The sequence below is a fragment of the Sphingobacterium sp. NPDC055346 genome, assembly GCF_053645235.1.
The window spans coordinates 83,676-107,598 of record NZ_JBSHMI010000004.1 but is presented as its reverse complement, the minus strand read 5'-3'; the positions used below and the strand labels follow the sequence as shown (position 1 = coordinate 107,598).

The following is a 23,923-nucleotide window of genomic DNA, read 5'->3' as shown; positions in this document are numbered from 1 at the left end:
AATAAACGGCCATTTTTTATCCCTTTAGTCTGTAAAGTTTTCGTTGTAGTAATCCTTGGACAGAATGCTGAATTTCCATAGATTAATTTTTTGATAGTTAGCCATTCTCACTTTTGTTGTCACAGTCTGGATTACACTAGATTTTCCCTTATAAAGTTGTATCATCTTATCCCCCCTAAAGTGGTTGTCCGATAAATAGTAGTTGTTAGATTTTAATTTTAAACGGTAATTTTTAAAGATTTGAGGGTTATAGATATCAATAGAGATACTTTTTATAACTTTTTGAGGCGTGATTAAAAGATAGATTCTTGTCTCTTCATTTTTCTTGGTAAAGTGGCTTTTGGCGAATCCTCCAACTTTATTGGCCAGGTACTCGGAGGCATTGGATGCTGTATAGTTCAAGATTATTAAAGTGTTGTTATTGTCATTTGTTAAGCTGACTATTTTCCAATCTTTCTTTTGAAGATAATTTATGCTTTTGTCGGCATGCATCTTTTTGAGCATAATAATTTGCTTAAGGGATAGATTTTGGGCATAGTTTAAAGAACTGATAAAGAATAAAATAAGGGTAAGTATATGTTTCATTTGAAAAAGTTTATGCAAAATTATATTAATATTTCCTATTAGTTAAATGTTTGTTAAAAATTTAATGTATTTTTAATTGTCTAGCATTTTGCTAATCTTGATGGAAGAAGTCGTATTCACGCGCTGAGATAGCCGTTAATATTTACTTAAAATCCAATAAATTGAGCATAAATGATTATTTTATGCTTGATAACGATTTAATATTAACACACTAGCTAGTTTACTATGGAAAACAAATTGGAAAAGGCATCCTTAGAATTGATCAAATCGCTTAAATTACCAGCATTAGTTTCAGAAATTTTCAATGGGAATATTTCAGATCCGGAGATAGATGAATTGATGAAATATGATTATCATAAAGCTGACTCGATTTTTGAATTAAGTGAGGAAGGACGAGAAATCTATCATGTGGAAAGATTTATGCCAATTTTACAATTCAATAGTTCACAGATATTGGCTTATGATGTTTTGCGATCAGGATTTATTCTCTATGATTTGGAGGTAGGAATAGAAAATCCACATGCCTATACCTGGGATGGTGTATGGTTAGATGAGGTTTCTTTTTGGTGGGAAAACGAATGGCAGGACGATGAAATCCGTAAGGTGGCCAAAGCGCTTGATTTGAAATACGTTGATGAAATCATAGAAAGTTTGGAGCAAAATGATGAAGAAGGTACGCTTTCCACTTTTGAAGAAAAAGATGCTTGGTTGAATAAAATGATTAATAAATATGGATTGAGGGTGGGATAAAAGGTATTCTTGGATTGCCGTTAGGATGGATCTATATCGGATTAGAAACCGATATAGATCCATTTTTTGTATTATATCATGGGATTATGATGTTGAACCTTTTCTGAATTACATCCATAAATACATAATGAACAATAAGACGATGCCAAAAGCCCATACCCAGAAGAAAGCATATTTAATATATTTTCCCAATTCCACATTGGCTAATCCCACTGCCAACCAAACAGCTGGAGCAAAAGGGCAAATAAATGTACCTACAATATTTCCTACCATCATAAATTGTATTGCCCTGCTGCTATCGACTCCATATTCCGAAACGATCTGTTCGATGACAGGAAATAAAGCGAAATAGGTCGCGTCTGTACTGAGCAAGAGTTCAATTGGAACACCGAGAAATGCGATGATATAGTGTAGATTGGGAACCGCCTGTTTTGGTAATACTTTTACGAGATCATTGGCAATGGATTCAAGCATACCACTTTCGCTGAGGATACCCATAAAAGATCCTGCAACAATAATTATGGAAGCCATTAATAAGGCATTGGGGGCATGAGCTTTTATCCGTTGCATCTGTTGATCTTTTTTTGGAAAGTTTAAGAAGAGAACGATACTGCAGCCCAACATAAATATTAATCCCGGTGGCAATATTCCAGAGAACAATAATATGAAGATAAATAGAGCAATCAGACTGTTTAACCAAAGTGGTTTAATATGTTTTTTGTCAATATGTGTTGTATGTTCCATTATTTCTGGGTTTTCTTCTTCAAGTGTTAGATCAACCAACTTTCCATTGTTCTTCACTTTCTCTCGCCAACCAAAATAAAAGGCCATCATCAGGACCAACAAAAAGCCCATGATCTGTATTGGAATCAAAGGTTTCCATAAATCAAAGGGGTCCATTTCCAGAACAATGCCGGCTCGGCCCATTGGGCCTGCCCAAGGGATCAGGTTCATGACTCCAGCACTTAAACCAACCAAGAGGAGTAGCAAATGGGGGCTCATTTTTAGGCGTTGATAGATAGGGAGCAATGGAGGAATCGTTAAGAGGAAGGTTGATGCTCCGGACCCGTCAATATGGGCTATGGCAGCTATTATTACCGTACCGCAAGTGATGGCTATCGGATTGGAACCCGTTTTTCTCAGAACAAAATTTATAAGGGGGTCGAAAAACCCGATATCCTGCAATATCCCAAAAAAGAGGATCGCAAAAATAAACATGACAGCAATCCCAGTAACTTTATTGATTCCTTCAGTATAGAAGGTTGCAATTTCACTTTGGGAAAACCCCGCCAGCATTGCAGCCGCAAGCGGGACAATACTCAGAACAACAATGGGAGAAAATCGCTTACCCATCAAAAGAATAACAATTACCAGGATTGTTATCAAGCCAATAATACTTAGCATATAAGATTTATTTTAATTGATTATCTAGGGAGATATATTTTAAGCAACAAAAATTAATCATTGATAAAATAATTATCTTTACAATTGGGATGCAAATTAGTGATCTATTCAGGAATTAATAGGAGATAAGGAATTCGGAATGGTTTCTAAAGCTGTATAACGCTTTCCGAAATATTTCCGAAAGAACTAAGGGCTTAATTATCAAAAAATTTATGGTGGTTTTATCTAACAAGGAGGATTTGATTGAATTAATTGAACGGGTAATTGAAAAGTATGAAAAAGATACAGGCAATATCATCAATAAAAATACCAATCGGGAAAATTATGTAAAATTGGCCAAGGTCTTGAGTGAAATCAGTAAACAATTGCCGTATACTTCCTCGGACCTATTACATGAGGAATATGAAGAAGATGTGCAGCCTAACCTTGGCTATCCTAATCGAAAATATGATATTACCGGTGGTCAATTGAAAGATGCGTACTTTGGGATCGTCAATAAGCCTCGACCATATCTGATCGATGCATGTTTAATTTATCTGACGGGCAAGGGGGCTGGAGCAATTCGAGAATTTCAATGTGCAACAGCTACTCGCTGGTCTTTGCTTCAAAGAAATTTGGGGCTGAAGCCTAAAACGCTAATCACCTTACTTGTATCGAGTTTTGTCCTTATCCTGATATTTGGAATTACTGTACTTCAATTAGGCAGAAATAAGAATATTGAAACTGCTTACCAACCTACATCAGCTGAAATAAAGGCTTTATCTGGGATTTGGCTGTACTATACTGGAGCACCTCAAGCTAGATCCAATGAACCGGGACGATTTCGTCAATTTGTAAACAATATCGTGGAAGTGAAGTACCATGAGGGGAGGTTTGAATTTATTCGGCATGGAGCTAATATCAATCATTATGGTCATATGGTCTACAATTCGCCTTCAGTTGTGTCAATCCATAGTTATGTGAAGCGAAAGAAAAATGGGGAAGTCCTATCGCCAAGTCATTCTTTGGCAAGGATGGATAGCTTGAATAGGAGTATGGTTGCATTATCTGCTACCTGGAGCTTTGAATCAGACAATAGGGATGAAATCATTGCTATCCGTAATCTATATAAAAAGCTGGCAGATGAGGGACGTTTGTCGGAAATCAAAAATACACAGGACAATGCAGCCTGTAAATGCAAGATTATGGAATGGCGGTTTGGAAATAATAGCAAACAATTTAAACTTCAATACCAACATTTGGATAAGCACGAAAATGAGGAATTGAAAATGAATTTGAATGAAGAAAGTATCTTATTGTTGAAGCCTCGAAAGGATGTAGTTTTGTTGGAATAAAATCATGTTTATTTACTTGAATCTTTTCATTAGTTTCTTCTTGATTATTAATAAATTATAAGCGGTAATATGCTGTTCTTCAGTTTGTTGCCTTCTTCCCTAAGTATTTTTGCCACTTCACTCATTTACGGTTGCTATTCACTCATAACCAAGCTTTTGCTACTGTTTAACTAGTAGTTTTAAGGTTCCATTTTTATCAATAGATAATTTGGTTCTTTCTATTATTTAAACAAAATTATCATGGAAAACTTGTTTTCATTTAAGGTTAAGGAAGGTCAGATACTTCCTGATACCGGAGTGCTCAAAAATCTGAATTGGAAGACGGTGGGAGAAGTTGGTTTGGAAGGGACGGCGATGAAGCTTTCCGATTCGCACGTGGACATGGAATTAGAAATACCGGATGATCAGCTCAATGAATTTACCTTGACATTGGAGGTAACTCCAGACCAGGTAAATGGAAATAAACAGATGATTTTTGAGAGTGAGGGGAAACCGATCTCACTTTATTTGGATCCTAACGGAAATTTGATCACAGAAATGGAAAGTGATCAAGGCGTGAAAAGTTTAATGAGTTCCGAACCAATGCCAGCAGGCAGGGCTAGTACCATCCGCGTGTTAAAATATGCCGATGGAAAGGCCGAATTGGAAGTCAATGGGAAAGTCGTGGCCACTGATGCCAATATGGGCAAAATAAATAATTGGGGCAAACAGCAATTCCGTTTAGGGGGATCCTTTAATGGTTCTGCCAATTCTTTCCAAGGGAGCATTGCTAAAATAGAAATGGAAAATGGTGCGATTAGCTCAAGCTTGCTGCAGGAAAGGGCAAAAGAGGTGGGCATCATTTCGCAAAAGATTAAAGCAGCATTAGATATTCAAAATATCCTAGTCCATATAGATTTTAATGAAGGAAGAAGTCAATTAAAAAGGATCAAGCAGGTCATGCAGTCCTTAGGGATTAAGTCTATCGATGATTTGGGTACCTTGAAGTTGGATGGGAGTAAAAGTATTAAGCCAGGCGATGTATTGATTGGCAGAAAGAGATCTTTTTTAGACTCGATTAGATGGGAGTCTGTGTCAGAAGCCTTCAATTCGGCAACCATTACCTCCAAAGTGGATATGTTGAATAATAAACTGGGGAATGCCAAGAGCTTCAAACATTTTGATATCAAGAAAACTACAGTACCTAATATACTGGGGCGAGGAGGAAACAGAAGGAGAGGTATAAATTTAGGTGCTTCCAATCCAAAGTCTACCGGGATGAAATGGAAGGATCTTTTTAAGGAAACCGATGGAAAAATAGAATTAAAGAACAAGACCGATTTCAAGAAAACCTTTGAAGCGATAAACCCTTCTTTATGGCCTACTTTGACGGAAGGTTATCAGGTCATGGGAGGCCCATCAGTAATCGGGCAAAGGGAGACGGTCATCATTGCCAAAAAGATTGATTTAACCAATGTGCATTTGGAGGTTTCAACTGATGTGGAGACCCTGACGATATATGCGGAAGAGTTGATCTGTGGGCCAGATGCGTGGATTATTTGGAAAAGACCAGGTGGATTTACCCCGGCACGCACGGATGATCCTTATTTGAATGGTTTACCGAATTATAACCGTTCACCGCGGAGTCGGGACTATGATAACCATACCGGAAGGCAAGGTGGTCGAGGAGCTGATGGTATGGTTGGGCAAAATGGAGCGGCAGGTAGAAATGCACCCAATTTAAAATTATGGGTAAAGGATTTGAAGAATCTTCCAAATATAGATTTGAATGGTGAAAACGGTATTCAAGGAGGCCAAGGGCAACGCGGTGGGAATGGTGGCAAAGGAGAAGGCGGACGATTTGGGAAAGCGTGGTTTTGGGGTTCTTGCTATAGTGAAGGTGGGAATGGAGGCCGTGGTGGGGACGGTGGCAACGGTGGAAATGGAGGAATTGGTGGGGTGGGAGGAAATGCCGGTAATATTTCCATCGGAGTACTTATAGGAACTTTGGAACAATCTGTTACCCAACAAAGTTTTAAATGGAAAAATCAAGGTGGGCAGGCAGGTTTTGGAGGTCCCGGAGCTGAGGGTGGTGATGGTGGACAGGGTGGCAGACCGGGAAATGGAGAGGATTGCCATGGTGCCAGGGCTGGTGATACGGGAGCGAAAGGACAACGTGGTTATGATGGACCTTTGGGGCAATATAATGGACAGGATGGGGAAAATGATTTTTTTCAATTCACTCAAGCTGATTGGGATGAACAGATGACCTTGCCATTTATTACTTCCGCAAGCACCTATGAAGTGTTTCCAGGTGATAAAATAATCCTCAAAGGAAATGTCTTTACGAGTGCTGATACCTTTATTTATGATGGAACTGTAACCTTGTCGAAAAACTTGCTTCCTGATGGTACCATGGAAGTGACCATGCCGGCCGATGCAAAGGGTGGCTCTAAGGTGATATTTTTTAAGAGAGCCTCAGATAATAAGGAAAGTAATCGCATCATTGTTCGGATCAAACCTCAACTGGATGAGTTTGTAAACGGACTGATTCCGGGTTCTTTGGTGGAGGTCACAGGAAAAGCATTTTTGGATGGAGCAGCGATCTTGGTCAATGGTCAGAGTCTACCTACCACGGTTTCGAACGCTGGAACAAAACTGAGTTTTACCATGGTAGGTGTCGATGAGGGAATGCAGGTGGGAGTTGAAAAATCCTTACAGGTCCAGAATCCTGATGGTATGCGCAGTAATATCCGTGTTGCCAAGGTGAAGGGTATTCTAGAAATTCGCTTTAAGTATGGTCACAACAATTTAGGATTCCATAATCCTAACATCGGTAAGCCAAGTTGGGATACCTTTAAGGCAACCTTTGGAAGTTCAGAAGTTTGGCATGAGACGATCGATCCCATATTTGGACATCCTATCCTTACCGCTGCATTTTACGCCTTTTATTATTACTTCCTGAAAGGGAAGGGAGATGGTGGTTTAGCTACAGGATTTTGTACATCGATGTCGGCCAAGGTTGCCGATAACCTGTTCAATGAGAACCTGAATATCTCGACCATTCCTCAGGCAGATATTATGACTGAACTCACCGGTATTCATGGCAAGTTGTTGAGCAAGGAATCTTTGCTTTATTTTCATGATTGTGGAAGAAGGGCAGGCAAGAATATTGAGACTGCCATAAGACAGATTGAAACCACCTTCTTGAAAGGATGTGACCGGAATAATTCACCATTGCTGTTTTTTGTTCCTTCGGGTGAAGTTTGGGATAGTGGCTATTTTGATAAGTTAAGTGATTCACATTGTATCTTCCCTTATAAATTTATATATCCTGACAATCATCCCGGAGCGCAGCTTTCTGCTGATGGAAAAACAACGATTAATAGTTTGGATGGCGTGCAGCTCAAAGTATGGGATTGCAATAACCATGATAATGAAGATTGTTTCCTAACTTTTTCTTTAGAAGATGGAGAATTGCGATATAGCTACAACAAGAAGGCGGGCTTTACTTTAAGTAACGGAATTACCTTAGCTATGATGAGCAATGGAGCCTATAATCTTGCGGATCATGATATGCCGTTTTCTGGACCTTTTGGTTTGAGCACTTTTATTTTAGACTTTTTGTTGAGCCCAGCAGATATTGAAGTTACCGATGCTGAAGGTAGAAAGACCGGTAACTTTGATGGAAAGCTGTATAGTGATATTCCAAACAGTCATCCTTGTTATCTTATCCCTGGAGCTTATCTGTTGCCATTTGGACAGAGCTTGACCCGTAATATCAAAGGCACTGCAAATGGCAGCTATACATACAATAGTATCATGCCGGATGGAGCGATGATAAAGCTAGAAAACATAGAAACCAAGAAAGATGAACGTGATATCTTGATGGTTAATGCAGATGCTACACAGATTAGATTAAAGAGTCAAAGGAATAAACCATTGGGACTGACCTTTTCCAGGGTCATTGAAAATGAAATCCGAAGTATTAGCATAAAAGGATTGCAATTGCATGAAACCGAAGATGTGGACATGACCTTGGCACCCGACTTAAGCTTCTGTCGATTTGCTAACCCAAAAATGATCTCCGAGGTATCGGTTGAAGCAACCGTAATGGATGCTACAAAAGCTATAAAATCGAAACTCATGAAGAGCATACAGGTTCAAGCCGATGCTGACTTGGTATTTGCCATGAGTAATTGGAAGGATATGAACTTTCAATTGGATTCTATTGCTTACTAGCAAAAATCAGTGGCAAAAAGATTGATTTTGAAGCCATATTATTAAGGTTTTTGACCTGATTTACGGGTTGGCAGTTGAATAATTAAAGTATTATTAAAAAATCCCTGATTTCAGCTATAGGTATGCACTTGTTTTTGGAATAAATTTGTAATAACAATTTGAAAGTATGTTTCAATATTGGATTTGAAAACAAGTAAAAAATAAAAAAGCATATTATGATAAGAAAATCTTTTGCATGCCTAGCCGTATTAGGCGCATTGACCCTAGGAAGTTGTGGATCTAGCTCGAAGAATGCAGCGGAATACAACAATTCAATCATTACAGTGATCAATGAGAATGAGTCACATATTGCCAATATGAACTCAGCAATGACCTCTGCGGATTATGCCAAAGCAGAAACCGTACGTGGCGAATGGGAAAAAGCTTTAAGTGCTGATATCAAGAAAGTAGAAGATCTTGGTGATTTTAACGGAGACGGTGAATTTCAGAAAGCTGTCGTGGATGGCTTAAAAGGTTACCAGAAAATAGTAACGGATTCTTATCCTAAATTGATCGAAATCCGTAAGAACAATGTTGAAGATCCAGCTACGGAAACTAAGTTGTTGGATGATATCAATAAAGCGTTTGAAGATGCTGCGAATAATGTGAACAAGGCTTCAGATGCCTTCGAAGCAAAATACAATAAGTAGGTTATTATTAAGTCAAATAAAAATAGCCCTGACCTGAAGGTTGGGGCTATTTTTGTTATAATAATTCTTGATTTTAATCTATATAGAGAAATAATTCCTTTTGTTCCAAATGTAAATATATTGGCATTGAGTTTGCCTATTTCCTTACAATCCACCTGAATGTGATAGGAATTTTTTAGTTTTGGGTATCACACTTTAGGGGGAGAACATAAATCATTATTATTTCCATCAGGAAAGAATGTTTGGGAAAGCTATGAAATACGGACGAACAATGATACTTAAACAGAGGATTCGCAATAATTACTTAAAATATATACTTACCGGAACCTTTTCCGTTATGCTGGTTGCAGGCTATGCGCAAGAAGAGAAAAAGGAGCAGGTGCCTACCAAACCATTGGAAAGAACTAAACCACAGGATATGGATTCCATTGAGGTGGTTAGGGATTACCGTCCAATGTTGGCCGATGCAGTAAAGATGCGAAGGAGTCCGGAGATGAACATCGACCGGAAAGCTTTAGAGGTCGAACTTCGCCAGATTGCAGCGGGGATGTATTTTAAGAAGAATGGTTTCAAGGAGCCATATCACTTTCCTCTTCCGCAGAAATATCCAAATGCTAAGGGCAGCAATATTGACAACAACAGGATCGGTATTATTGCCTATAGGGGTACGGAATTTGAAAGAGCGACTTCCATTCTGAAAAAAGTAGAGCCGGGAGATGCTTTTTATCAAAGTTCCATTATCGCCTTAGGCTATATGGCTCAAGAAAGCGGAGATAAACAAGGCGCTCGTGACGCTTTCTATAAAGCTTCAAGACTTAGTTTCGACGAAGATCTAAAGGCAGATGCGCTATATAACTACGCTAAAATCTTATATGACCTGGACTCTGTCCAAGCCTCTTTAGTTCCCCTTCAGCAATTTATTCAAATGACCTATGACAATCTTGACAAAGAGGAGAAAGGTTCAGAGACTACAGAAGTAAGAATGGCTAAGGTTTTGGCGGGTTCCAGCAATTTTCAGGTTGCTGTCTACCTATTGGAATCATTCGACAATAGGGAAGAGGTTGCCGATAGGGTCTACCAGAAGATAACCTATTACAGAGGGTTGGAGTTTTACAATGAGCGTGCCTTCGAGAACAGTATTTCCATGTTCATGCGTTCCGAGAAATACCCGTTTGATACAGAAATGGCAGCATTAGCTACCTATTGGAAGGCAGAAGCCATGTACGAGGTCCGTAAATACGGTGAAGCGGTCGATAACTTTACCAAATTCCTTCAGTTGCCCGTTGCCAAACAAACCTCTGTGTACAATTATGCAAATTATGCCTTGGCATACTCAGCATTCCGTATCAACAGATATAGTGTGGCGGCGCAGTACTTTGAACGCTTTCTTGCATATGAAGGAGGGGGATTGGATAAAAACACCCGATTTGATGTGATTGCGCGATTAGGCGATTCTTATCTGTCCATGCGAAACTATGGAAAAGCCAATGAATACTACGATCAATTGATCGATGAAAAGGCACCAAATCAGGATTATGCCTTGTTCCAACATGGTATTATCCAAGGATTGCAGGGCGACAATGAAGCCAAGCTCAATACTTTGCGTTCAGTAGTGGAGAAATTCCCAGGATCCAATTATGCAGATGATGTGGCCTTTGAAATCCCATATATCTATTTCGTGAAAGGTGATTACGATGTTGCAATCGAAGGTTTGCAGAAGATGATCGAAAAATATCCTCGTAGTAGCTATGTTCCGAGAGCATTGATGACCATTGGGCTTGTCCAATACAATAAAGACGATTCCGAAGCTGCGATGGCTACCTTTCAGAAAATTGTAAAGGATTACTCTAAAACCAGTGAGGCCTCACAAGCCTTGCTATCCATAGAAAATATATATCTTGATCAAGGTGATGCTACCAGTTATATCCAATATGCTACCAGTACGAATATCACTGACCTGAGTCCAGCAGAACAGGATAACCTAGCTTTTCAAGCCGGTAATACCTTATTCAACAGAGGGCAATATGGTCCAGCTGTGGAAGCCATCAATGCCTATTTTGATAAATTTCCGAAACCTAGGCAAGAGAAACATGCGCGATACATCAGAGGGGTGAGTTTGTACCATACGAACCGACCTGAGGAAGCCTTGCATGACCTGAACATCATCTTGAACGACTGGACAAGCCAGTACACCGAGAAAACCTTGATGACTGTCGCTGCGCTGTACCTTAAACTGAAGGAATACAACGAAGCTATCGTGCACCTCAAAAAACTGGAACTCAATTCAGATTATAAGGATAACTATGGCTATGCCATTACCAACCTGATGATCTGTTATTATGAAATCGGTGACTATGAGCAGATGCAGAATTATGTGGAACTGATCAAGAATTACAATAATGCAACCGAGGCAGAAATTGCAACCGCCCATCTTTATAGCGCCAAAGCTTATGAGAAAGAAGGGAATGCAGAGTCTGCTTTGAAGGAGCTGAATCTGGCAGCACTGAAAAGTAAGGCTACAGCCAGTGCAGAAGCTAGGTACCGTGTAGCTGAATTGCAATATGCCAAGAAACAATACACAAAAGCACAGGAATCAGCCTTTGATGTAATCAATAACATGGATAACAATGATTATTGGGTTGCAAAGAGCTTTATTCTCCTTGCTGACACCTATGCCCGCAAAGGCGATGCTGTTCAGGCAAGAAGTACTTTGGAGAGTGTTATTGAAAATTACGAAGGCGATGATGATATCATCCCTGAAGCAAAAGATCGTTTGCAGAAATTGAAAAAGAAGTAAATGCCAAAAGGTTGATTTATGAGCTTAAGAATTTATAATTAAACCATAAATAAAAGAGAAAGCCTTTCAGGACATCCTGAAAGGCTTTCTCTTTTTATAAGGATTCATTACATGAAGATATGTTAATACATTATTCTCAAAATTTTCTATTAGAGGATAAGTGTAACAGAATAAAAAAGCGTGTAATAAGCATTGGTATCTTTTACCCATTGAACCTGAACAGGAAGCACATTTTTTATGTCCTTGATATTATTTTCCTCAATGTAGGCTTTTATCTTTGCCTCTATTTTTATTCCGCCAGTATATTTTTCATTGGCATGAACATCAACGCTGCCTGTTATTACCTTTATTTCCATATAAATATTTTTCCTGTTATTATTATAGATTGAGAGCTGTTGATTTGAATCTTAAATTCACATCAGCACCCGCTAGCATTCCAACTACCTAAATAAAGAGATGATTTCATCCACCGTCACCTTGCCAAAATATGCCGTAAGATCAACAGAATTTAGCAAAGTTCGGATATCTTCTTCATTGTGGTTGATGCCGACCAGCTTAGCTTCAAGCTCTTCAATAGGCTTAGAAGCAAAGAAATCTCCGAAGATCTTTACCGCATTGATCACTCCACCCTGTAAAACATCCATGTGGAGCTCTATAAAACCAGAAGGGACTTTGATCGCATTTTTGAAGTTATACATTGGTGAAAAACCAAAGTTCCAGTCCCAAGTGCCATATTTTTCAGCAATTAACTTTTCTACAGCTTTCACGTCTTCATCCGTCAACTCATAAATGCTCGCCTGCGGATTATCAATCATCATCTGATCGATTAATGCTTGCTTTATATGGTCTATGCTCACATGATCGGACAAATATTCTTTCAGGTTTATCACCCTTGAGCGATTGGATTTTACTGCCTTATCCTGATACTTTAATGGGTTTATCTTCAATGCATCTGCCAAGATACTCATCTCCGAATCAAACAATATGGTTCCATGTTGGATCATCTTCCCAGCTTTGGCAAGCTTTGCATTCCCACTGAACTTCTTGCCATCCACCAATAGGTCATTACGACCTTCCAGACGACCAGGTATTCCAAACTGATGTAATACGTTGAGTACCGGCTGGGTAAACCTCGCAAAGTCCATAAACTCTTCCTCAATTAACTTCGTATGGAAAGAAAAATTCAGGTTGCCCAAATCATGGTATACCGCACCACCACCAGACATCCTCCGAACCACTTTAATACCATTCTCCTGAACATATTCTAGATTGATCTCTGCCAAAGTGTTCTGGAACTTTCCCACAATAATTGCAGGAGCATTGATGTATAATAGAAATATAGGTTCAGTAGGGTATTTATAAAGTAAATATTCTTCTAGCGCAATGTTGAAATATGCATCAATAGAAGATGAATCGATAATTAACATATTTTTTATAGGATAAAATCAAAGCTACTGAAAATTTAAAGGAATTGGGATTTGCCTGACGGCAAGCTCCCAATTTTTTATGAAATGATTGAGGAGGTATAAGTTTGTTTAGATAACCCCTGGAAGGGGTGAAATATTTTTCTATACCTTTTTGTGTCACCCTGAGGGCAGCCCCGAAGGGTCTCGGAACTATCCACAATCATTTGAAATAGATTGTTCATCTTACGATGACAACGATCATTAAAAAAATAAAAATAGATTCTTCGTTTTACTCTGAATCCCTCTCTGAGATCTTGTGTACCTCTGGTGACAATGGAAAAGGATAACTTATGTGCGACTTAATTCCTGCAGGGGAGCAGAAGTATTTTAGGTTAATACAAAGCTGATGTTCGCTGGAAAACCCTCAACTATATACAATAAAAAAAGCTGCCCTTGAGCAGCTTTTTTTATATTATTACGCATTATCTTGATTTAAAGATTGCTTATAAATAGCCTTCTTAACTTGGATACGACGAGCAACAGATTTTTTCTCATAAGCTTGACGCGAACGTAATTCTCTTAAAACACCAGTCTTCTCGAATTTCTTCTTGAAACGTTTTAATGCTCTATCTAGAGATTCTCCTTCTTTTACATTTACAATAATCATAGCTTTTTTGTATACCTCCTTCCGTCGTGAAAATTCTTGGTCTGCAAAGATAAGTAAAGCAATGACATTACGCAAGGTAATTCTAATATAATTTCAAGTCAGCAACAATCTGCTCCAATGGCCTCTCTGCGCTGCACAGAACTGTCTGGATACCAATCTTTTTTGCGCCTTCCAAATGCTGCGGACTGTCATCGATAAACAGCGATTCTTCGGGAATTAGATTATTCTGCTCCAATACACGTTCAAAAATTGCAGCATCCGGCTTGCGTAAACCCTCTAAATGGGAATAATAGGTCCGTTCAAAAAATACATCATTACTAGGGACGCCATATTTCTCCTGGATATGGTTCATGCAATAAGCATAATGCAGTTCATTATTATTGCTACAAAGGAAAGTACGGTAATTGTCCCTTAGATTCTCCAAGATTTCATGCTTTCCCTCGGGTACACCAATCAATAAGGAATTCCAGGCAGTATCTATCTGTTCATCGCTTAGATCGTATCGATCGGCCTTCTTACGGACGCCGTCCCGAAACTCGGGAACAGAAATCTCTCCTTTGTCAAAAGCGTCAAACAAAGAGTCCTGACCGTGATGTCCAAAAAAATCATCTACGTTTTTAATCCCTAAATCCATAAAGGCTTGACGCACTTTAGGAAAGTCAATCATAAAGATTACATTTCCATAATCCAGAATAACATTTTTAACTTTTTGCATATAAAAATTTTGTTTTCTCGTCTCAAATATCGATAATTGCATCGTCAAAACGGGTATCCAATACCCATTTTAACAGCACAAAAACTGCGCCTATAGCTCAGTCGGTTAGAGTAGAAGACTCATAATCTTTTGGTCCCTGGTTCGAGCCCAGGTGGGCGCACATAACAAACTCCCTCTCCATTAAATGGTTGAGGGTTTTTTGTTTGACTAAGCAACCGCAAAGTTGCGTAAGTAAAAATTGGCTTTTAAAATTTTTGAATCAGAACCCTATCGGGTTCCATTATTTTAGAAAGACATGACCCGTTTGCCTGGAAGTAGCGCAAAAAGATATTCGATTAATCGAACATCTTTTTGCATTAGCCCTATTTTGTTCGATACCATTTCTAAAATAATTCTGCCATTCTAGGGCAGTAAATCACAAAAATAACTTTCCCTTCCTGGTGTCAACCTGAGGCACGAAGGTTCTCGGAACCATAAAAACATTGATTGAACTGGCGAACAGGTCATCCATCCTCGATGGATAATGACACGTTTTGAGACAATTCCGTACATATTATTCACGATTCGTCCAGAATAGTAAATGTCTCGGAGAGGGATTCAGAGCGCAACGAAGAATCTATTTTTTATTATTTTTTAGAATTGTTGTCATAGTAAGTTTGAGAAAGTATAGTTGGAGATCAATCGGGAAACCCTCAGTGTGACACAAAAAGGGAATAGAAAAACATTTCACCCACGCTGTGGGTTATCCTTTGAACGCTATACCTTTCTACAAAGATGTCACCCCCTCTAAGGGTTCTCTTTCAATCGATTCAACCTATTACAAAGATGTCAGCCTCGCTAGTGGTTTTTGATTAGAAGAATTAGTATTTAGACATGTTGGAAATAGTTGGTCCTTTTTTTATACCTCTAGTTTTTGGAGAATATTCTTGCCATGGAGAAGGTTTGTTTTTAAAATATTAGAAGGATCTGCTCATAAAATGATAAAATAATCCTGTTTTTTTGACTGAAAATTTGGGGATATAGTAGGGGTTTTATTCGAGGCATTTTCGAGAATGATTCGGGAATAGTATTGGAATACTATTGCTCATTTTGCGAATTTTCAATATATGTCTCGAATGAGGTCAGAATTAAGGCTGCAAGTATTGGCTAAATATAAAAAGATAAAGGTTAAGGTCCTGTTTCCAATTTTTATCAATTTGGAAAAGTTTTCGTTTGGCAGGAGTCTAAATACTAAATACTCCCTACTATATACTAAAAAAGCCGCTTTAAGCGGCTTTTTTCAGTACCTCCGGTAGGAATCGAACCTACATCATCAGAACCGGAATCTAACATTCTATCCATTGAACTACGGAGGCGGCTCGCCAAAAATAATACTTTTTATGGGTTTTATACAACAATAGCCTGCTGATTTTAGCAAGCTATTGATTTTGAGCATCTCAATGTATTAATGACCTTCGTGGCCTTCTGCTACAAGGTGCAATTCCACTTTAAGATCTAGGTCGTTTGCACCACCGAATTTGTTGAAATCTGGATTGAAGATATCAGTTTTAGGATTGATCGTATTCTTGACGCCAGGGTTTAAGTGGCGCATCAAATAACGGAAGGTAAAGCTGTCTGAAGCTTTCAAAACTGTGATATATCCTGTAATACCTACGTTAGCGGCTTTACCATCGGCTGTTTTATCGCTGTATTCTGCTGCAAGTGTACCTGCAGGTGCACCCAAAAGGAATGCAAAATGCTGGTCAGCACGGTCGATAAAGGTTTGTTGGCTTTCACGACCAGCAAAATCTTTGACCATTAGTTCGAACTTGTATGATTTTCCTACTTCCAAATGAACATGAGCACCTACTGGTGGAAGGAATTTCTCGCCTGTAAACTCCACTTTTTCGATTTCAGGATTAGCGATATCATGGTAGTGGTAATGGTCATCGTGTTTTTCAGCTTCCACTTCGGTAAAGGTCAAAGTTGCTGCACTCACTTCTTCTTGGTCGATTTCTGGAGTAGGGTCGTCCTTAGAACAAGATAGGAAAGTGAAGAAAGAAGCTAATATGAATAAAATAAAGATGTTTGATTTCATGATGTGATTTTTTTTAGAATTTATAGTTAAGTGATAGAATAAAATTCCTTCCTGGGCGGTGGGCATAGTACCTAAAACGGTCCATGTAATCTTTGTAGCTTGTATTGAAAAGATTTTCAACGGCCAAGGAAAGTTGGAGCTGCTGTTTATTAATAGTTAGTGGATGTGTAATATATGCATGAAATAAGTGGTATGCGGCTGGGGGAGCAACGTAATCCGTTCCTTCAGTATACCTATTCTGTTTGGCTACATACTCATGGCTCAGTTTGATATATCCTTTTTCAGGACCAGCATAATACCACTGTACGGCATTCTGTATCCTGTCTGATGGGATATAGGGCAAGAAAGTGTCGGTACTGATGTTCTTGGCCCGGACTAGGCTAGCTTGCAGGGTGTATTGAAGGATTGGCATAAACTTCCATTTCAATTGAAGGTCTGCACCATAGAATAGCGCTTTGTCCTGTCCATAACTAAATACTGGAAAGGTACCACGGATGGTCTGGCGCACAGAATCTGGATTTGGCGCAGCGTAGATATAATTATGGATATATTGTCCAAATACATCTGCTGTCAAGGCTAAAGTTTCAGATTTATGGGAAATGGAATGAACCCATTTTAATCCTTGCTCTGCTTTGAGGTCCAAGTTTCCGATTTCATAGATGCCGGCACCGTGGTGTACACCATCGCTGTACAGTTCGTTGGCTGTAGGCGCACGCCAAGCAAGGCCAATGCTGCTTTTGTATTGCCAAGCAGGATTGATATTGAACGCTGCTGCAATGGAGCCAGAGAAGTTATGGAAGCTACGAGTATCCTCCAACAGATATTGCTGAGGGACTGACTGTTCTTTATCGGTATATTTATAACGATATCCTGCTGCGTCGAAATACCGATAGTCGTAGCGCCAACCTGCTTCCAATAGCCATTTGTCGAATTGGAATTGATGGATCCCGAAAATGCCCAGGGAATAATTATCGAAGTTAGGGATGATAGGAGTGGTGCCCGTTCCGGCGGTATTATTGTTTACCTGATTACCTAGATCGATCCCAAAACTATGCGATTTCGCCTTCAGCATCACTTCGAGTTGTTGTGCGGTCAATACCATATCCGACATGGGAATATTGTCTGCAACCGCTCTGCGCATATCAAATTCCTTGCGATGGTTCTGCTGGAAAGAATATTGGGCTTCCAGTTGAAGTCCGCTGTTCAGTTTGTATTGATATTTTAATTTCCCTAATTGATGGGTTACATCTTGTTTAGGGGCATTGATCTTATAGCTGAAATCGTATTTTTCAAATGGTTCCCCATTTTCTATCCGCGCATAGATATCTACGATACTTCCTATATGGGCTCCATAGAAAACCCCCAGTTCAGTTGAAAATCTGCTGTAATATGCTTCCAAGAAATTGTTTTCCTTGCGGTACTGTACCGTTCCGGAGAAATTGATCTCTTCAACGCCGGTATTTCCCAATATATAATTTGGAGTCCTGCTATCGCCAAGTTTTTTACCTGAACCTTGAAGTTTCCAAGCTAAGCCTTCGATGGATTTAATTCCGCCTTGTAATTGTAAGTTGGCAGATCCACCGCGTCCATTGGACTGGGCAATAAGATCGGCTCGGCCGTGGAATTTGCTAGGGTCGATTTGCTGAGCCTTCGCGATCAATACTCCGCCCAATGCATCTGCACCATAGCGAACTGCCTGTGCACCTTTGATGACTTCAAATTCATCTGCCGTAAAGGGGTCCATTTCTGGTGCATGTTCCATTCCCCATTGCTGTCCTTCCTGTTTCACTCCGTTGTTCAAGAGAATAATCCGGTTGGAATGCAAACCATGGATGACCGGTTTTGCCACTGAATGGCCCGAATTTAGAATGGAAACACCCGAAAGCTTAGAAAAGACCTCAGCGGCTAACTTACCCTTGCTTTCTTCGATCTGTTCTTTATCAAGCTTTGCTCTGACAGCTGCTCGTTGTTCTTCAACTTGTGCAGAAACATGTACTGCGTCGATTTTCTCGGTGTAGCTTTTCAATTTGATTTTCAGAACAATATCAGAATCCACATGAACTGGTTGTTCAAAGGTTTCGTAGCCTAAGGCCGTAACTTTTAGCGTAAGGTGTTGATGTCCTTGGCCCACCTTAATCTTAAAGTTGCCATGGGTATCGGATGAGGTATTGATGTCTGAGTTATCGATTCTGATATTTGCTGCAAATATCGGTTGATCGTTCTCATCCATGACCATACCTTTTATGTATTGATTGGATTGGGCCTGTGCCACAGCGCTATTCAAAATAAATAGGATGAGCACGGTCCATGCATATTTCAACATGTATGTTGTGGTAAAAAAAAAAGTGTTAAATGCTATTTATTACACGTTTGGGGTATAATAGGCATAGGGTGGAGCCCGAAGGCTTTTGCTGGATTTGGGTTCCAAAATCGGAGCTTCAAAGACTTGGATGCTTTGAATCGTGTTTAATAGAAAACCTTTCGGATTAGATTCCCAATGGAAAGGGGGTTCAATCTGTATACCTTGCTGAAAGAAAAGAAAACAATAGTGACAGTCCTCTCCGTGGGAATGATCGTGCTGATGTTTATGATTAACTTCGCAGGCATCTTGGTTTTCATGGGAATGATCATGGCGGTGCAAAACGATCAGGCTGATGGAAAGGAACATGATGCCAATCCATAAGGATGATATTACCTGTTTATACGACCTCAATAATCTAATCACAGTGCAAAGATAAGTTAAATGCAATGCTGTTGCAAATTAAATTAAACTTTGTTGCATTATGACCTAGGGTGAAACTGGGTAATTACACTTTGTAGGTATTCTTTGTCGATGTGAGTATAAATTTCGGTAGTCGTAATGCTCTCATGGCCAAGCATATCCTGTACTGCCCTTAAGTCTGCACCACCTTCCACAAGATGGGAGGCAAAACTATGGCGAAAGGTGTGGGGGCTGATCTCTTTGCTCAGACCAATCTTATTGGCGAGGTCTTTAATGATCAAATAGATCATGACTCGGGACAATGGTGCGCCCCTGCGATTTAAGAAAACATAATCTTCTTTGCCAGGTTTGATTACCTGATGTACACGGATCTCGTCCAAATAAAGCTTTAGGAACTTGATCGCTTGCTGACCTATTGGGATAAGTCGTTCTTTATTTCCCTTTCCTTCCACTTTTATGAACTCCACATCAAGGAAGAGATTCGATATTTTGAGGTTGCAAAGTTCAGAGACCCGAAGTCCACATCCGTATAGGATTTCGAGGATGGTTTTGTTCCGCATGCCTTCTGGCGATGAAAGATCAATGGCAGCGATAAGTTCGTCGATTTCTTGGATACTGAGAACAGCAGGGATTTTTCTGGAAAGGCGAGGGGACTCGATCAATTCAGCTGGATTATTTGGAAAGCCATGTTCAATCTGAAGGAATCCGAAGAAAGTCTTAATGCCAGAAAGGAGTCGGGCTTGGGTGTATTCGGAAACGGCGAATTCATTGATCCATTGCAGAAATTGCTGTATATGTTGGGTTTGGAATTGCTTCAGTTCAATTTGTTGTAATTCGGCAAAACTCTGAAGTTTTTGGACGTCATTTAAATAGGCTGCAATACTATTGTCACTCAATCCTCTTTCCAATAATAAGTAACGTTTAAAATCCCTTTTTGTCAGTTCCCAATCCATTTGTTAAAAATATATAATTCTATAGTTTGAATAGAAGATTTGTTTTAAAGCTAAATAAATTTATTGTAGATTGCTTTCCAAATATAATTTAGTAACCATTCTAGTAAATTTTTTTTGAAATTATGAAACTTCTAAAACCCTTGGCATTAGCATTTTTATTGCCTTTTGCAACAGAAATGGCTAGTGCTTATGTGCCAACAAACTTTAACCCAGAGGCGAAGGTCATCTTGATGAATGACTCCCTGAAATGGGACGCTAAATTGCCATTTGATAAAGATGTTATTAAAGGCAAGTTAGCAAATGGATTTCAATACTATATACGCAAAAACTCGGAACCGGAAAAACGTGTGACCATGTACTTGGCGATGAAAGTCGGTTCTATCCTGGAAAATGAAAAGGAATTGGGATTGGCGCACTTTATGGAGCACATGAACTTTAATGGTCTTAAACATTTCCCTAAGAATGATTTGATTGACTATTTGCAAAAAGCAGGTGTCCGTTTTGGATCGGACTTGAATGCCTATACCAGTTTTGATGAAACTGTCTATCAATTGCCTATTCCTTCTGATGATCCTGAATTGTTAAAAAATGGATTACAGGTAATGCGTGATTGGGCACAGGATGCCTTATTGGAAACCGACGAGATCAATAAGGAGCGTGGCGTAATCATGGAAGAGATGCGTGGTGGTAGAGGTGCTCAGCAGCGTATGCGTGATCAGTACATCAAAGTGATGTTAAATGGCTCGCGCTATGCAGATCGCCTTCCAATCGGAACGGAACAGGTGATCATGAACTTTGATCCGGAAGTTATCCGTAATTTCCATGCTGAATGGTACCGTCCTGATCTACAATCCTTAATTATTGTAGGGGATGTAGATCCTCAGCAGATGGAGGCGGAAGTGAAAAGATTGTTCTCGGACATGAAGGTTCCTAAGACCATAAAACCGCGTACAGAATACAAAGTTGATCTATTAAACAAGAACCAATTCATTAAGGTAACAGATCCAGAAATGACCTATACCGTTGGTCAGATCATGATCAAGCACCCAGAAGAAAAGGTAAATACGGTCAAAGACTATAGAAGAGAATTATTGAAAGATGTCTTCAACCAAATGATCAATGCCCGTTATAGTGAATTGAGTCAATCTGCCAATCCTCCTTTCATTCAAGGTGGTGTGGATATCTCGGGATTCCTTGGCGGATTGGATAATTTAGGTGCATTTTTCGTTTCTAAACCTGGACAGTTCGAAGAAGGATTTAAAGCAGTGGTCAGAGAACTTGACCGTTTCCAAAGGTTTGGTTTTACAGAAACTGAATTTAAACGCGCTGTCAGCTCGATTGCGAAAAATAATGAGACTTCTTATGTGGAGCGTGACAAAAGAAAGTCAGAAAGCTATGTAAATGCTTATCTGAACCATTTCTTGAAGGATGGTCCTGCATTGAGCAATGAAGATCGCTATGAAATCACGAAACAATTATTGCCGACATTGACCCTAAAAGAAGTGGAAGCTGTTGGAAAGGAATTCTATAAGGATATAAACCGAGATGTTTTGATCTTGGCTCCGGATGCAGAGAAAGACAAACTTCCTGAAGAAGCCGCTGTAAATTCATGGTTTGCAGCTATCGAAAAGGAAGATCTAAAACCGTATGATGATAAGGTTTCTGATTTGCCAATGTTGTCTAAAACCCCAGTTAAGGGTTCGATAAAATCTGAAAAATCAATTGATGGGATAGAAACCAAAGAATTGACCTTGAGCAATGGGGTTAAGGTTCTATTGAAACCGACCAAGTTCAAGAATGATCAGATCATGATCTCTGCTTATAGCCCAGGTGGTACTTCATTATATTCAGATGCTGACTATATGTCTGCTTCTTTTGCTGGAAATTTAGTGAACAGTTCAGGTATCGGACAATTGAATACCGTGGAATTGCAGAAAAGCTTGACCGGCAAGGAAGTCAACATCAGTCCGTACATTACAGAGCGTTCTGAAGGGTTGAGAGGTGCTACAGACAAGGAGAGTTTGAAAACTGCCTTCGAAATGGTCTATGGATATTTTACAGAGCCTAGAATTGAGGATGATGTGTTCCAAAGTACCATTAGCAAGCAAAAGGACATGATGGCAAACCGTGAAAACGATCCAAACTTCGTTTACAGTGATGCTATACAGCGTACGCTTTATGGAAATAGCATCCGTCGTGTTCCTTATGGTATTAACGAACTTGATAAAGTGAACCAAGCTAGAGCGTTAGAGATCTATAAAGATAGATTTGCCGATGCTTCTGATTTTACTTTTGTGATTGTTGGTTCCTTCACTGAGGAAGAAATCAAACCATATTTAGAAGAATATGTTGCTTCATTGCCAACAACAAACCGTGATGAAAAGCCTAAGGACCTGAACCTTTATGAAAAAAATAAGGGAGTTGAGAAAATCGTAAATAAAGGTAAAGAGGCGAAGGCCATGGTTCGTTTGACCTTATATGGAGATTATACCTATAATGAGCAGGAGAACATCAATGCAAGCGCTGTGGAGACTATTCTAACCAATAAATTGATCGAGCGCCTTCGCGAGGAAGAAAGTGGTGTTTATGGAACTGGAGCAAGGTTCTCCTACAGTAAATTCCCTAAACCAAGATATTCCTTCCTGATCGTTTTTGGAACAAGTGTGGACAAATACCCTTCCTTGATCAATTCATCCATGGATGAGATCAAAAAGTTAAAAGCCAATGGTCCATCACAGGTTGATCTGGATAAGTTCAAGATTGAAGAAAAGCGTCAGTTGGAATTAAGCCTAAGGGAAAATGGTTTCTGGGCAAGTGAAATACTTGGTTCAGTTCAGAATCAAACGGATCCAACCAATGTTACCCGTTATCTGGAAGAACTAGATAAAGTAACCGTGGAGTCTGTCAAAGAAGCCGCAAATAAGTACCTGAAAGAAGAAGACTTCTATAAGTTTATTCTCCTTCCGGATGCCACAAAATAAAAACAATAGCCCCCGCCTTAAAACGGGGGCTTTTTGTTTTTAGACAGTAAATGGATTTGAACCAGGATGGAAGGGATTGGAGGATAGGCCAAGATCATGGAATTAACCAGGATGGAAGGGATTGGAGGATAGACCAAGATCATGGAATTAACCAGGATGGAAGGGATTGGAGGATAGACCAAGATCATGGAATTAACCAGGATGGAAGGGATTGGAGGATAGACCAAGATCATGAAATGTATCAGGATGGAAGGGATTGGATACACCAAGATCATGGCATGAATTAGGATGGAAGGGATTGGAGGATAGACCAAGATCATGGAATGAACCGGGAACCTAAGGATTAGAGGATAGACCAAGATTGCAGCAATATGGGGTTAGAAAGGTGTCAAATTTGGTAGGTAAAGAACCCCTTTTGGGGTTCCATTATTTTAGCAGAGATGGCACGCTAGCCTGGAGGTCACGCAAAAACGCTGTATTGTTGGATACCATTGCTAAAATAATACTGCCCTTCTAGGGCAGTATGCCGTAAAAAAGATTTTTTTCTGGAAATTAAACTTGGGATTGCTTAGCTAGAAACATAGTTCTAACCAACTTGTAATTGGTAAGCACGAAAATTCTC

17 protein-coding genes and 2 tRNA genes are annotated in these 23,923 nt (G+C 39.5%); 8 read left to right on the top strand and 11 right to left on the bottom strand.

The genetic code is table 11. The features are described from left to right. Positions 1 to 24 precede the first annotated feature (24 nt). Entirely contained in the window at positions 25 to 585 is a 561-nt protein-coding gene (locus ACWICE_RS09515) for a hypothetical protein (protein ID WP_454298208.1), read from the bottom strand. Between the two features lie 225 nt (positions 586 to 810). Between ACWICE_RS09515 and ACWICE_RS09510 the strand changes: the two genes are divergently transcribed. Further along, entirely contained in the window at positions 811 to 1,335 is a 525-nt protein-coding gene (locus tag ACWICE_RS09510) for a hypothetical protein (protein ID WP_313259430.1), read from the top strand. Between the two features lie 108 nt (positions 1,336 to 1,443). On the opposite strand, the gene ACWICE_RS09505 is transcribed toward ACWICE_RS09510, so the two are convergent. Further along, entirely contained in the window at positions 1,444 to 2,739 is a 1,296-nt protein-coding gene (locus ACWICE_RS09505; RefSeq protein WP_454298207.1) for a CitMHS family transporter, read from the bottom strand. A gap of 212 nt (positions 2,740 to 2,951) precedes the next feature. Between ACWICE_RS09505 and ACWICE_RS09500 the strand changes: the two genes are divergently transcribed. The 4 genes from ACWICE_RS09500 to ACWICE_RS09485 all read left to right on the top strand — a co-directional run bounded on the left by ACWICE_RS09500 (position 2,952) and on the right by ACWICE_RS09485 (position 11,780). Further along, a complete protein-coding gene (locus tag ACWICE_RS09500; RefSeq protein ID WP_454298206.1) occupies positions 2,952 to 4,073 on the top strand; it encodes a hypothetical protein in 1,122 nt (373 codons plus the stop codon). 240 nt (positions 4,074 to 4,313) lie between these two features. Next, positions 4,314 to 8,294, top strand: coding sequence for a LamG-like jellyroll fold domain-containing protein (locus ACWICE_RS09495; RefSeq protein WP_454298205.1), 3,981 nt, complete (start codon positions 4,314 to 4,316; stop codon positions 8,292 to 8,294). A 215-nt stretch (positions 8,295 to 8,509) separates the two neighbouring features. Beyond that, the gene (locus ACWICE_RS09490) at positions 8,510 to 8,983 is read left to right on the top strand and encodes an LIC11966 family surface protein (RefSeq protein WP_254527301.1); all 474 of its coding nucleotides are present in this window, start codon (positions 8,510 to 8,512) and stop codon (positions 8,981 to 8,983) included. A gap of 271 nt (positions 8,984 to 9,254) precedes the next feature. Continuing rightward, on the top strand, positions 9,255 to 11,780 hold the full coding sequence (locus ACWICE_RS09485) for a tetratricopeptide repeat protein (protein WP_454298204.1): 2,526 nt from the start codon (positions 9,255 to 9,257) through the stop codon (positions 11,778 to 11,780). Between the two features lie 149 nt (positions 11,781 to 11,929). On the opposite strand, the gene ACWICE_RS09480 is transcribed toward ACWICE_RS09485, so the two are convergent. From ACWICE_RS09480 to ACWICE_RS09465, 4 genes are all read right to left on the bottom strand, one after another. Next, positions 11,930 to 12,136 carry a hypothetical protein gene (locus tag ACWICE_RS09480; protein WP_454298203.1) on the bottom strand — a complete coding sequence of 69 codons (207 nt, stop codon included), beginning with the start codon at positions 12,134 to 12,136 and terminating at the stop codon, positions 11,930 to 11,932. An 84-nt stretch (positions 12,137 to 12,220) separates the two neighbouring features. Beyond that, positions 12,221 to 13,207, bottom strand: a complete 987-nt coding sequence (locus ACWICE_RS09475; RefSeq protein WP_454298202.1) for a lipoate--protein ligase — start codon at positions 13,205 to 13,207, stop codon at positions 12,221 to 12,223. A gap of 454 nt (positions 13,208 to 13,661) precedes the next feature. Beyond that, positions 13,662 to 13,853, bottom strand: coding sequence for a 30S ribosomal protein S21 (gene rpsU / locus ACWICE_RS09470; RefSeq protein WP_093097788.1), 192 nt, complete (start codon positions 13,851 to 13,853; stop codon positions 13,662 to 13,664). An 82-nt stretch (positions 13,854 to 13,935) separates the two neighbouring features. Then, on the bottom strand, positions 13,936 to 14,568 hold the full coding sequence (locus ACWICE_RS09465; RefSeq protein WP_454298201.1) for an HAD family hydrolase: 633 nt from the start codon (positions 14,566 to 14,568) through the stop codon (positions 13,936 to 13,938). Between the two features lie 86 nt (positions 14,569 to 14,654). Here ACWICE_RS09465 and ACWICE_RS09460 point away from each other — a divergent pair. Next, positions 14,655 to 14,728, top strand: a tRNA-Ile gene (locus tag ACWICE_RS09460). Positions 14,729 to 15,851: 1,123 nt separating this feature from the next. On the opposite strand, the gene ACWICE_RS09455 is transcribed toward ACWICE_RS09460, so the two are convergent. The 3 genes from ACWICE_RS09455 to ACWICE_RS09445 form a co-directional block, all read right to left on the bottom strand. Beyond that, a tRNA-Arg gene (locus ACWICE_RS09455) sits at positions 15,852 to 15,923 on the bottom strand. A gap of 89 nt (positions 15,924 to 16,012) precedes the next feature. Then, on the bottom strand, positions 16,013 to 16,645 hold the full coding sequence (locus tag ACWICE_RS09450; protein WP_454298200.1) for a hypothetical protein: 633 nt from the start codon (positions 16,643 to 16,645) through the stop codon (positions 16,013 to 16,015). Between the two features lie 13 nt (positions 16,646 to 16,658). Further along, a complete protein-coding gene (locus ACWICE_RS09445) occupies positions 16,659 to 18,968 on the bottom strand; it encodes a TonB-dependent receptor (RefSeq protein ID WP_454298199.1) in 2,310 nt (769 codons plus the stop codon). A 174-nt stretch (positions 18,969 to 19,142) separates the two neighbouring features. Between ACWICE_RS09445 and ACWICE_RS09440 the strand changes: the two genes are divergently transcribed. After that, positions 19,143 to 19,328: a hypothetical protein gene (locus ACWICE_RS09440; protein WP_454298198.1), complete on the top strand. Its 186-nt coding sequence runs from the start codon at positions 19,143 to 19,145 to the stop codon at positions 19,326 to 19,328. 98 nt (positions 19,329 to 19,426) lie between these two features. Here the strand turns inward: ACWICE_RS09440 and xerD are convergent, their stop codons facing one another. Next, complete coding sequence (gene xerD, locus ACWICE_RS09435; protein ID WP_454298197.1) at positions 19,427 to 20,320, bottom strand: site-specific tyrosine recombinase XerD; 894 nt, start codon at positions 20,318 to 20,320, stop codon at positions 19,427 to 19,429. Between the two features lie 122 nt (positions 20,321 to 20,442). Between xerD and ACWICE_RS09430 the strand changes: the two genes are divergently transcribed. Beyond that, positions 20,443 to 23,301: a M16 family metallopeptidase gene (locus ACWICE_RS09430; protein ID WP_454298196.1), complete on the top strand. Its 2,859-nt coding sequence runs from the start codon at positions 20,443 to 20,445 to the stop codon at positions 23,299 to 23,301. A 17-nt stretch (positions 23,302 to 23,318) separates the two neighbouring features. Here the strand turns inward: ACWICE_RS09430 and ACWICE_RS09425 are convergent, their stop codons facing one another. Further along, positions 23,319 to 23,660, bottom strand: coding sequence for a hypothetical protein (locus tag ACWICE_RS09425; protein ID WP_454298195.1), 342 nt, complete (start codon positions 23,658 to 23,660; stop codon positions 23,319 to 23,321). Between the last annotated feature and the right edge of the window lie 263 nt (positions 23,661 to 23,923).

Coding starts and splice junctions, on each gene's coding strand:
- ACWICE_RS09515 (WP_454298208.1), bottom strand. CDS start 585: ATGAAACATATACTTACCCTTATTTTATTCTTTATCAGTTCTTTAAAC.
- ACWICE_RS09510 (WP_313259430.1), top strand. CDS start 811: ATGGAAAACAAATTGGAAAAGGCATCCTTAGAATTGATCAAATCGCTT.
- ACWICE_RS09505 (WP_454298207.1), bottom strand. CDS start 2,739: ATGCTAAGTATTATTGGCTTGATAACAATCCTGGTAATTGTTATTCTT.
- ACWICE_RS09500 (WP_454298206.1), top strand. CDS start 2,952: ATGGTGGTTTTATCTAACAAGGAGGATTTGATTGAATTAATTGAACGG.
- ACWICE_RS09495 (WP_454298205.1), top strand. CDS start 4,314: ATGGAAAACTTGTTTTCATTTAAGGTTAAGGAAGGTCAGATACTTCCT.
- ACWICE_RS09490 (WP_254527301.1), top strand. CDS start 8,510: ATGATAAGAAAATCTTTTGCATGCCTAGCCGTATTAGGCGCATTGACC.
- ACWICE_RS09485 (WP_454298204.1), top strand. CDS start 9,255: ATGATACTTAAACAGAGGATTCGCAATAATTACTTAAAATATATACTT.
- ACWICE_RS09480 (WP_454298203.1), bottom strand. CDS start 12,136: ATGGAAATAAAGGTAATAACAGGCAGCGTTGATGTTCATGCCAATGAA.
- ACWICE_RS09475 (WP_454298202.1), bottom strand. CDS start 13,207: ATGTTAATTATCGATTCATCTTCTATTGATGCATATTTCAACATTGCG.
- rpsU (WP_093097788.1), bottom strand. CDS start 13,853: ATGATTATTGTAAATGTAAAAGAAGGAGAATCTCTAGATAGAGCATTA.
- ACWICE_RS09465 (WP_454298201.1), bottom strand. CDS start 14,568: ATGCAAAAAGTTAAAAATGTTATTCTGGATTATGGAAATGTAATCTTT.
- ACWICE_RS09450 (WP_454298200.1), bottom strand. CDS start 16,645: ATGAAATCAAACATCTTTATTTTATTCATATTAGCTTCTTTCTTCACT.
- ACWICE_RS09445 (WP_454298199.1), bottom strand. CDS start 18,968: ATGTTGAAATATGCATGGACCGTGCTCATCCTATTTATTTTGAATAGC.
- ACWICE_RS09440 (WP_454298198.1), top strand. CDS start 19,143: ATGGAAAGGGGGTTCAATCTGTATACCTTGCTGAAAGAAAAGAAAACA.
- xerD (WP_454298197.1), bottom strand. CDS start 20,320: ATGGATTGGGAACTGACAAAAAGGGATTTTAAACGTTACTTATTATTG.
- ACWICE_RS09430 (WP_454298196.1), top strand. CDS start 20,443: ATGAAACTTCTAAAACCCTTGGCATTAGCATTTTTATTGCCTTTTGCA.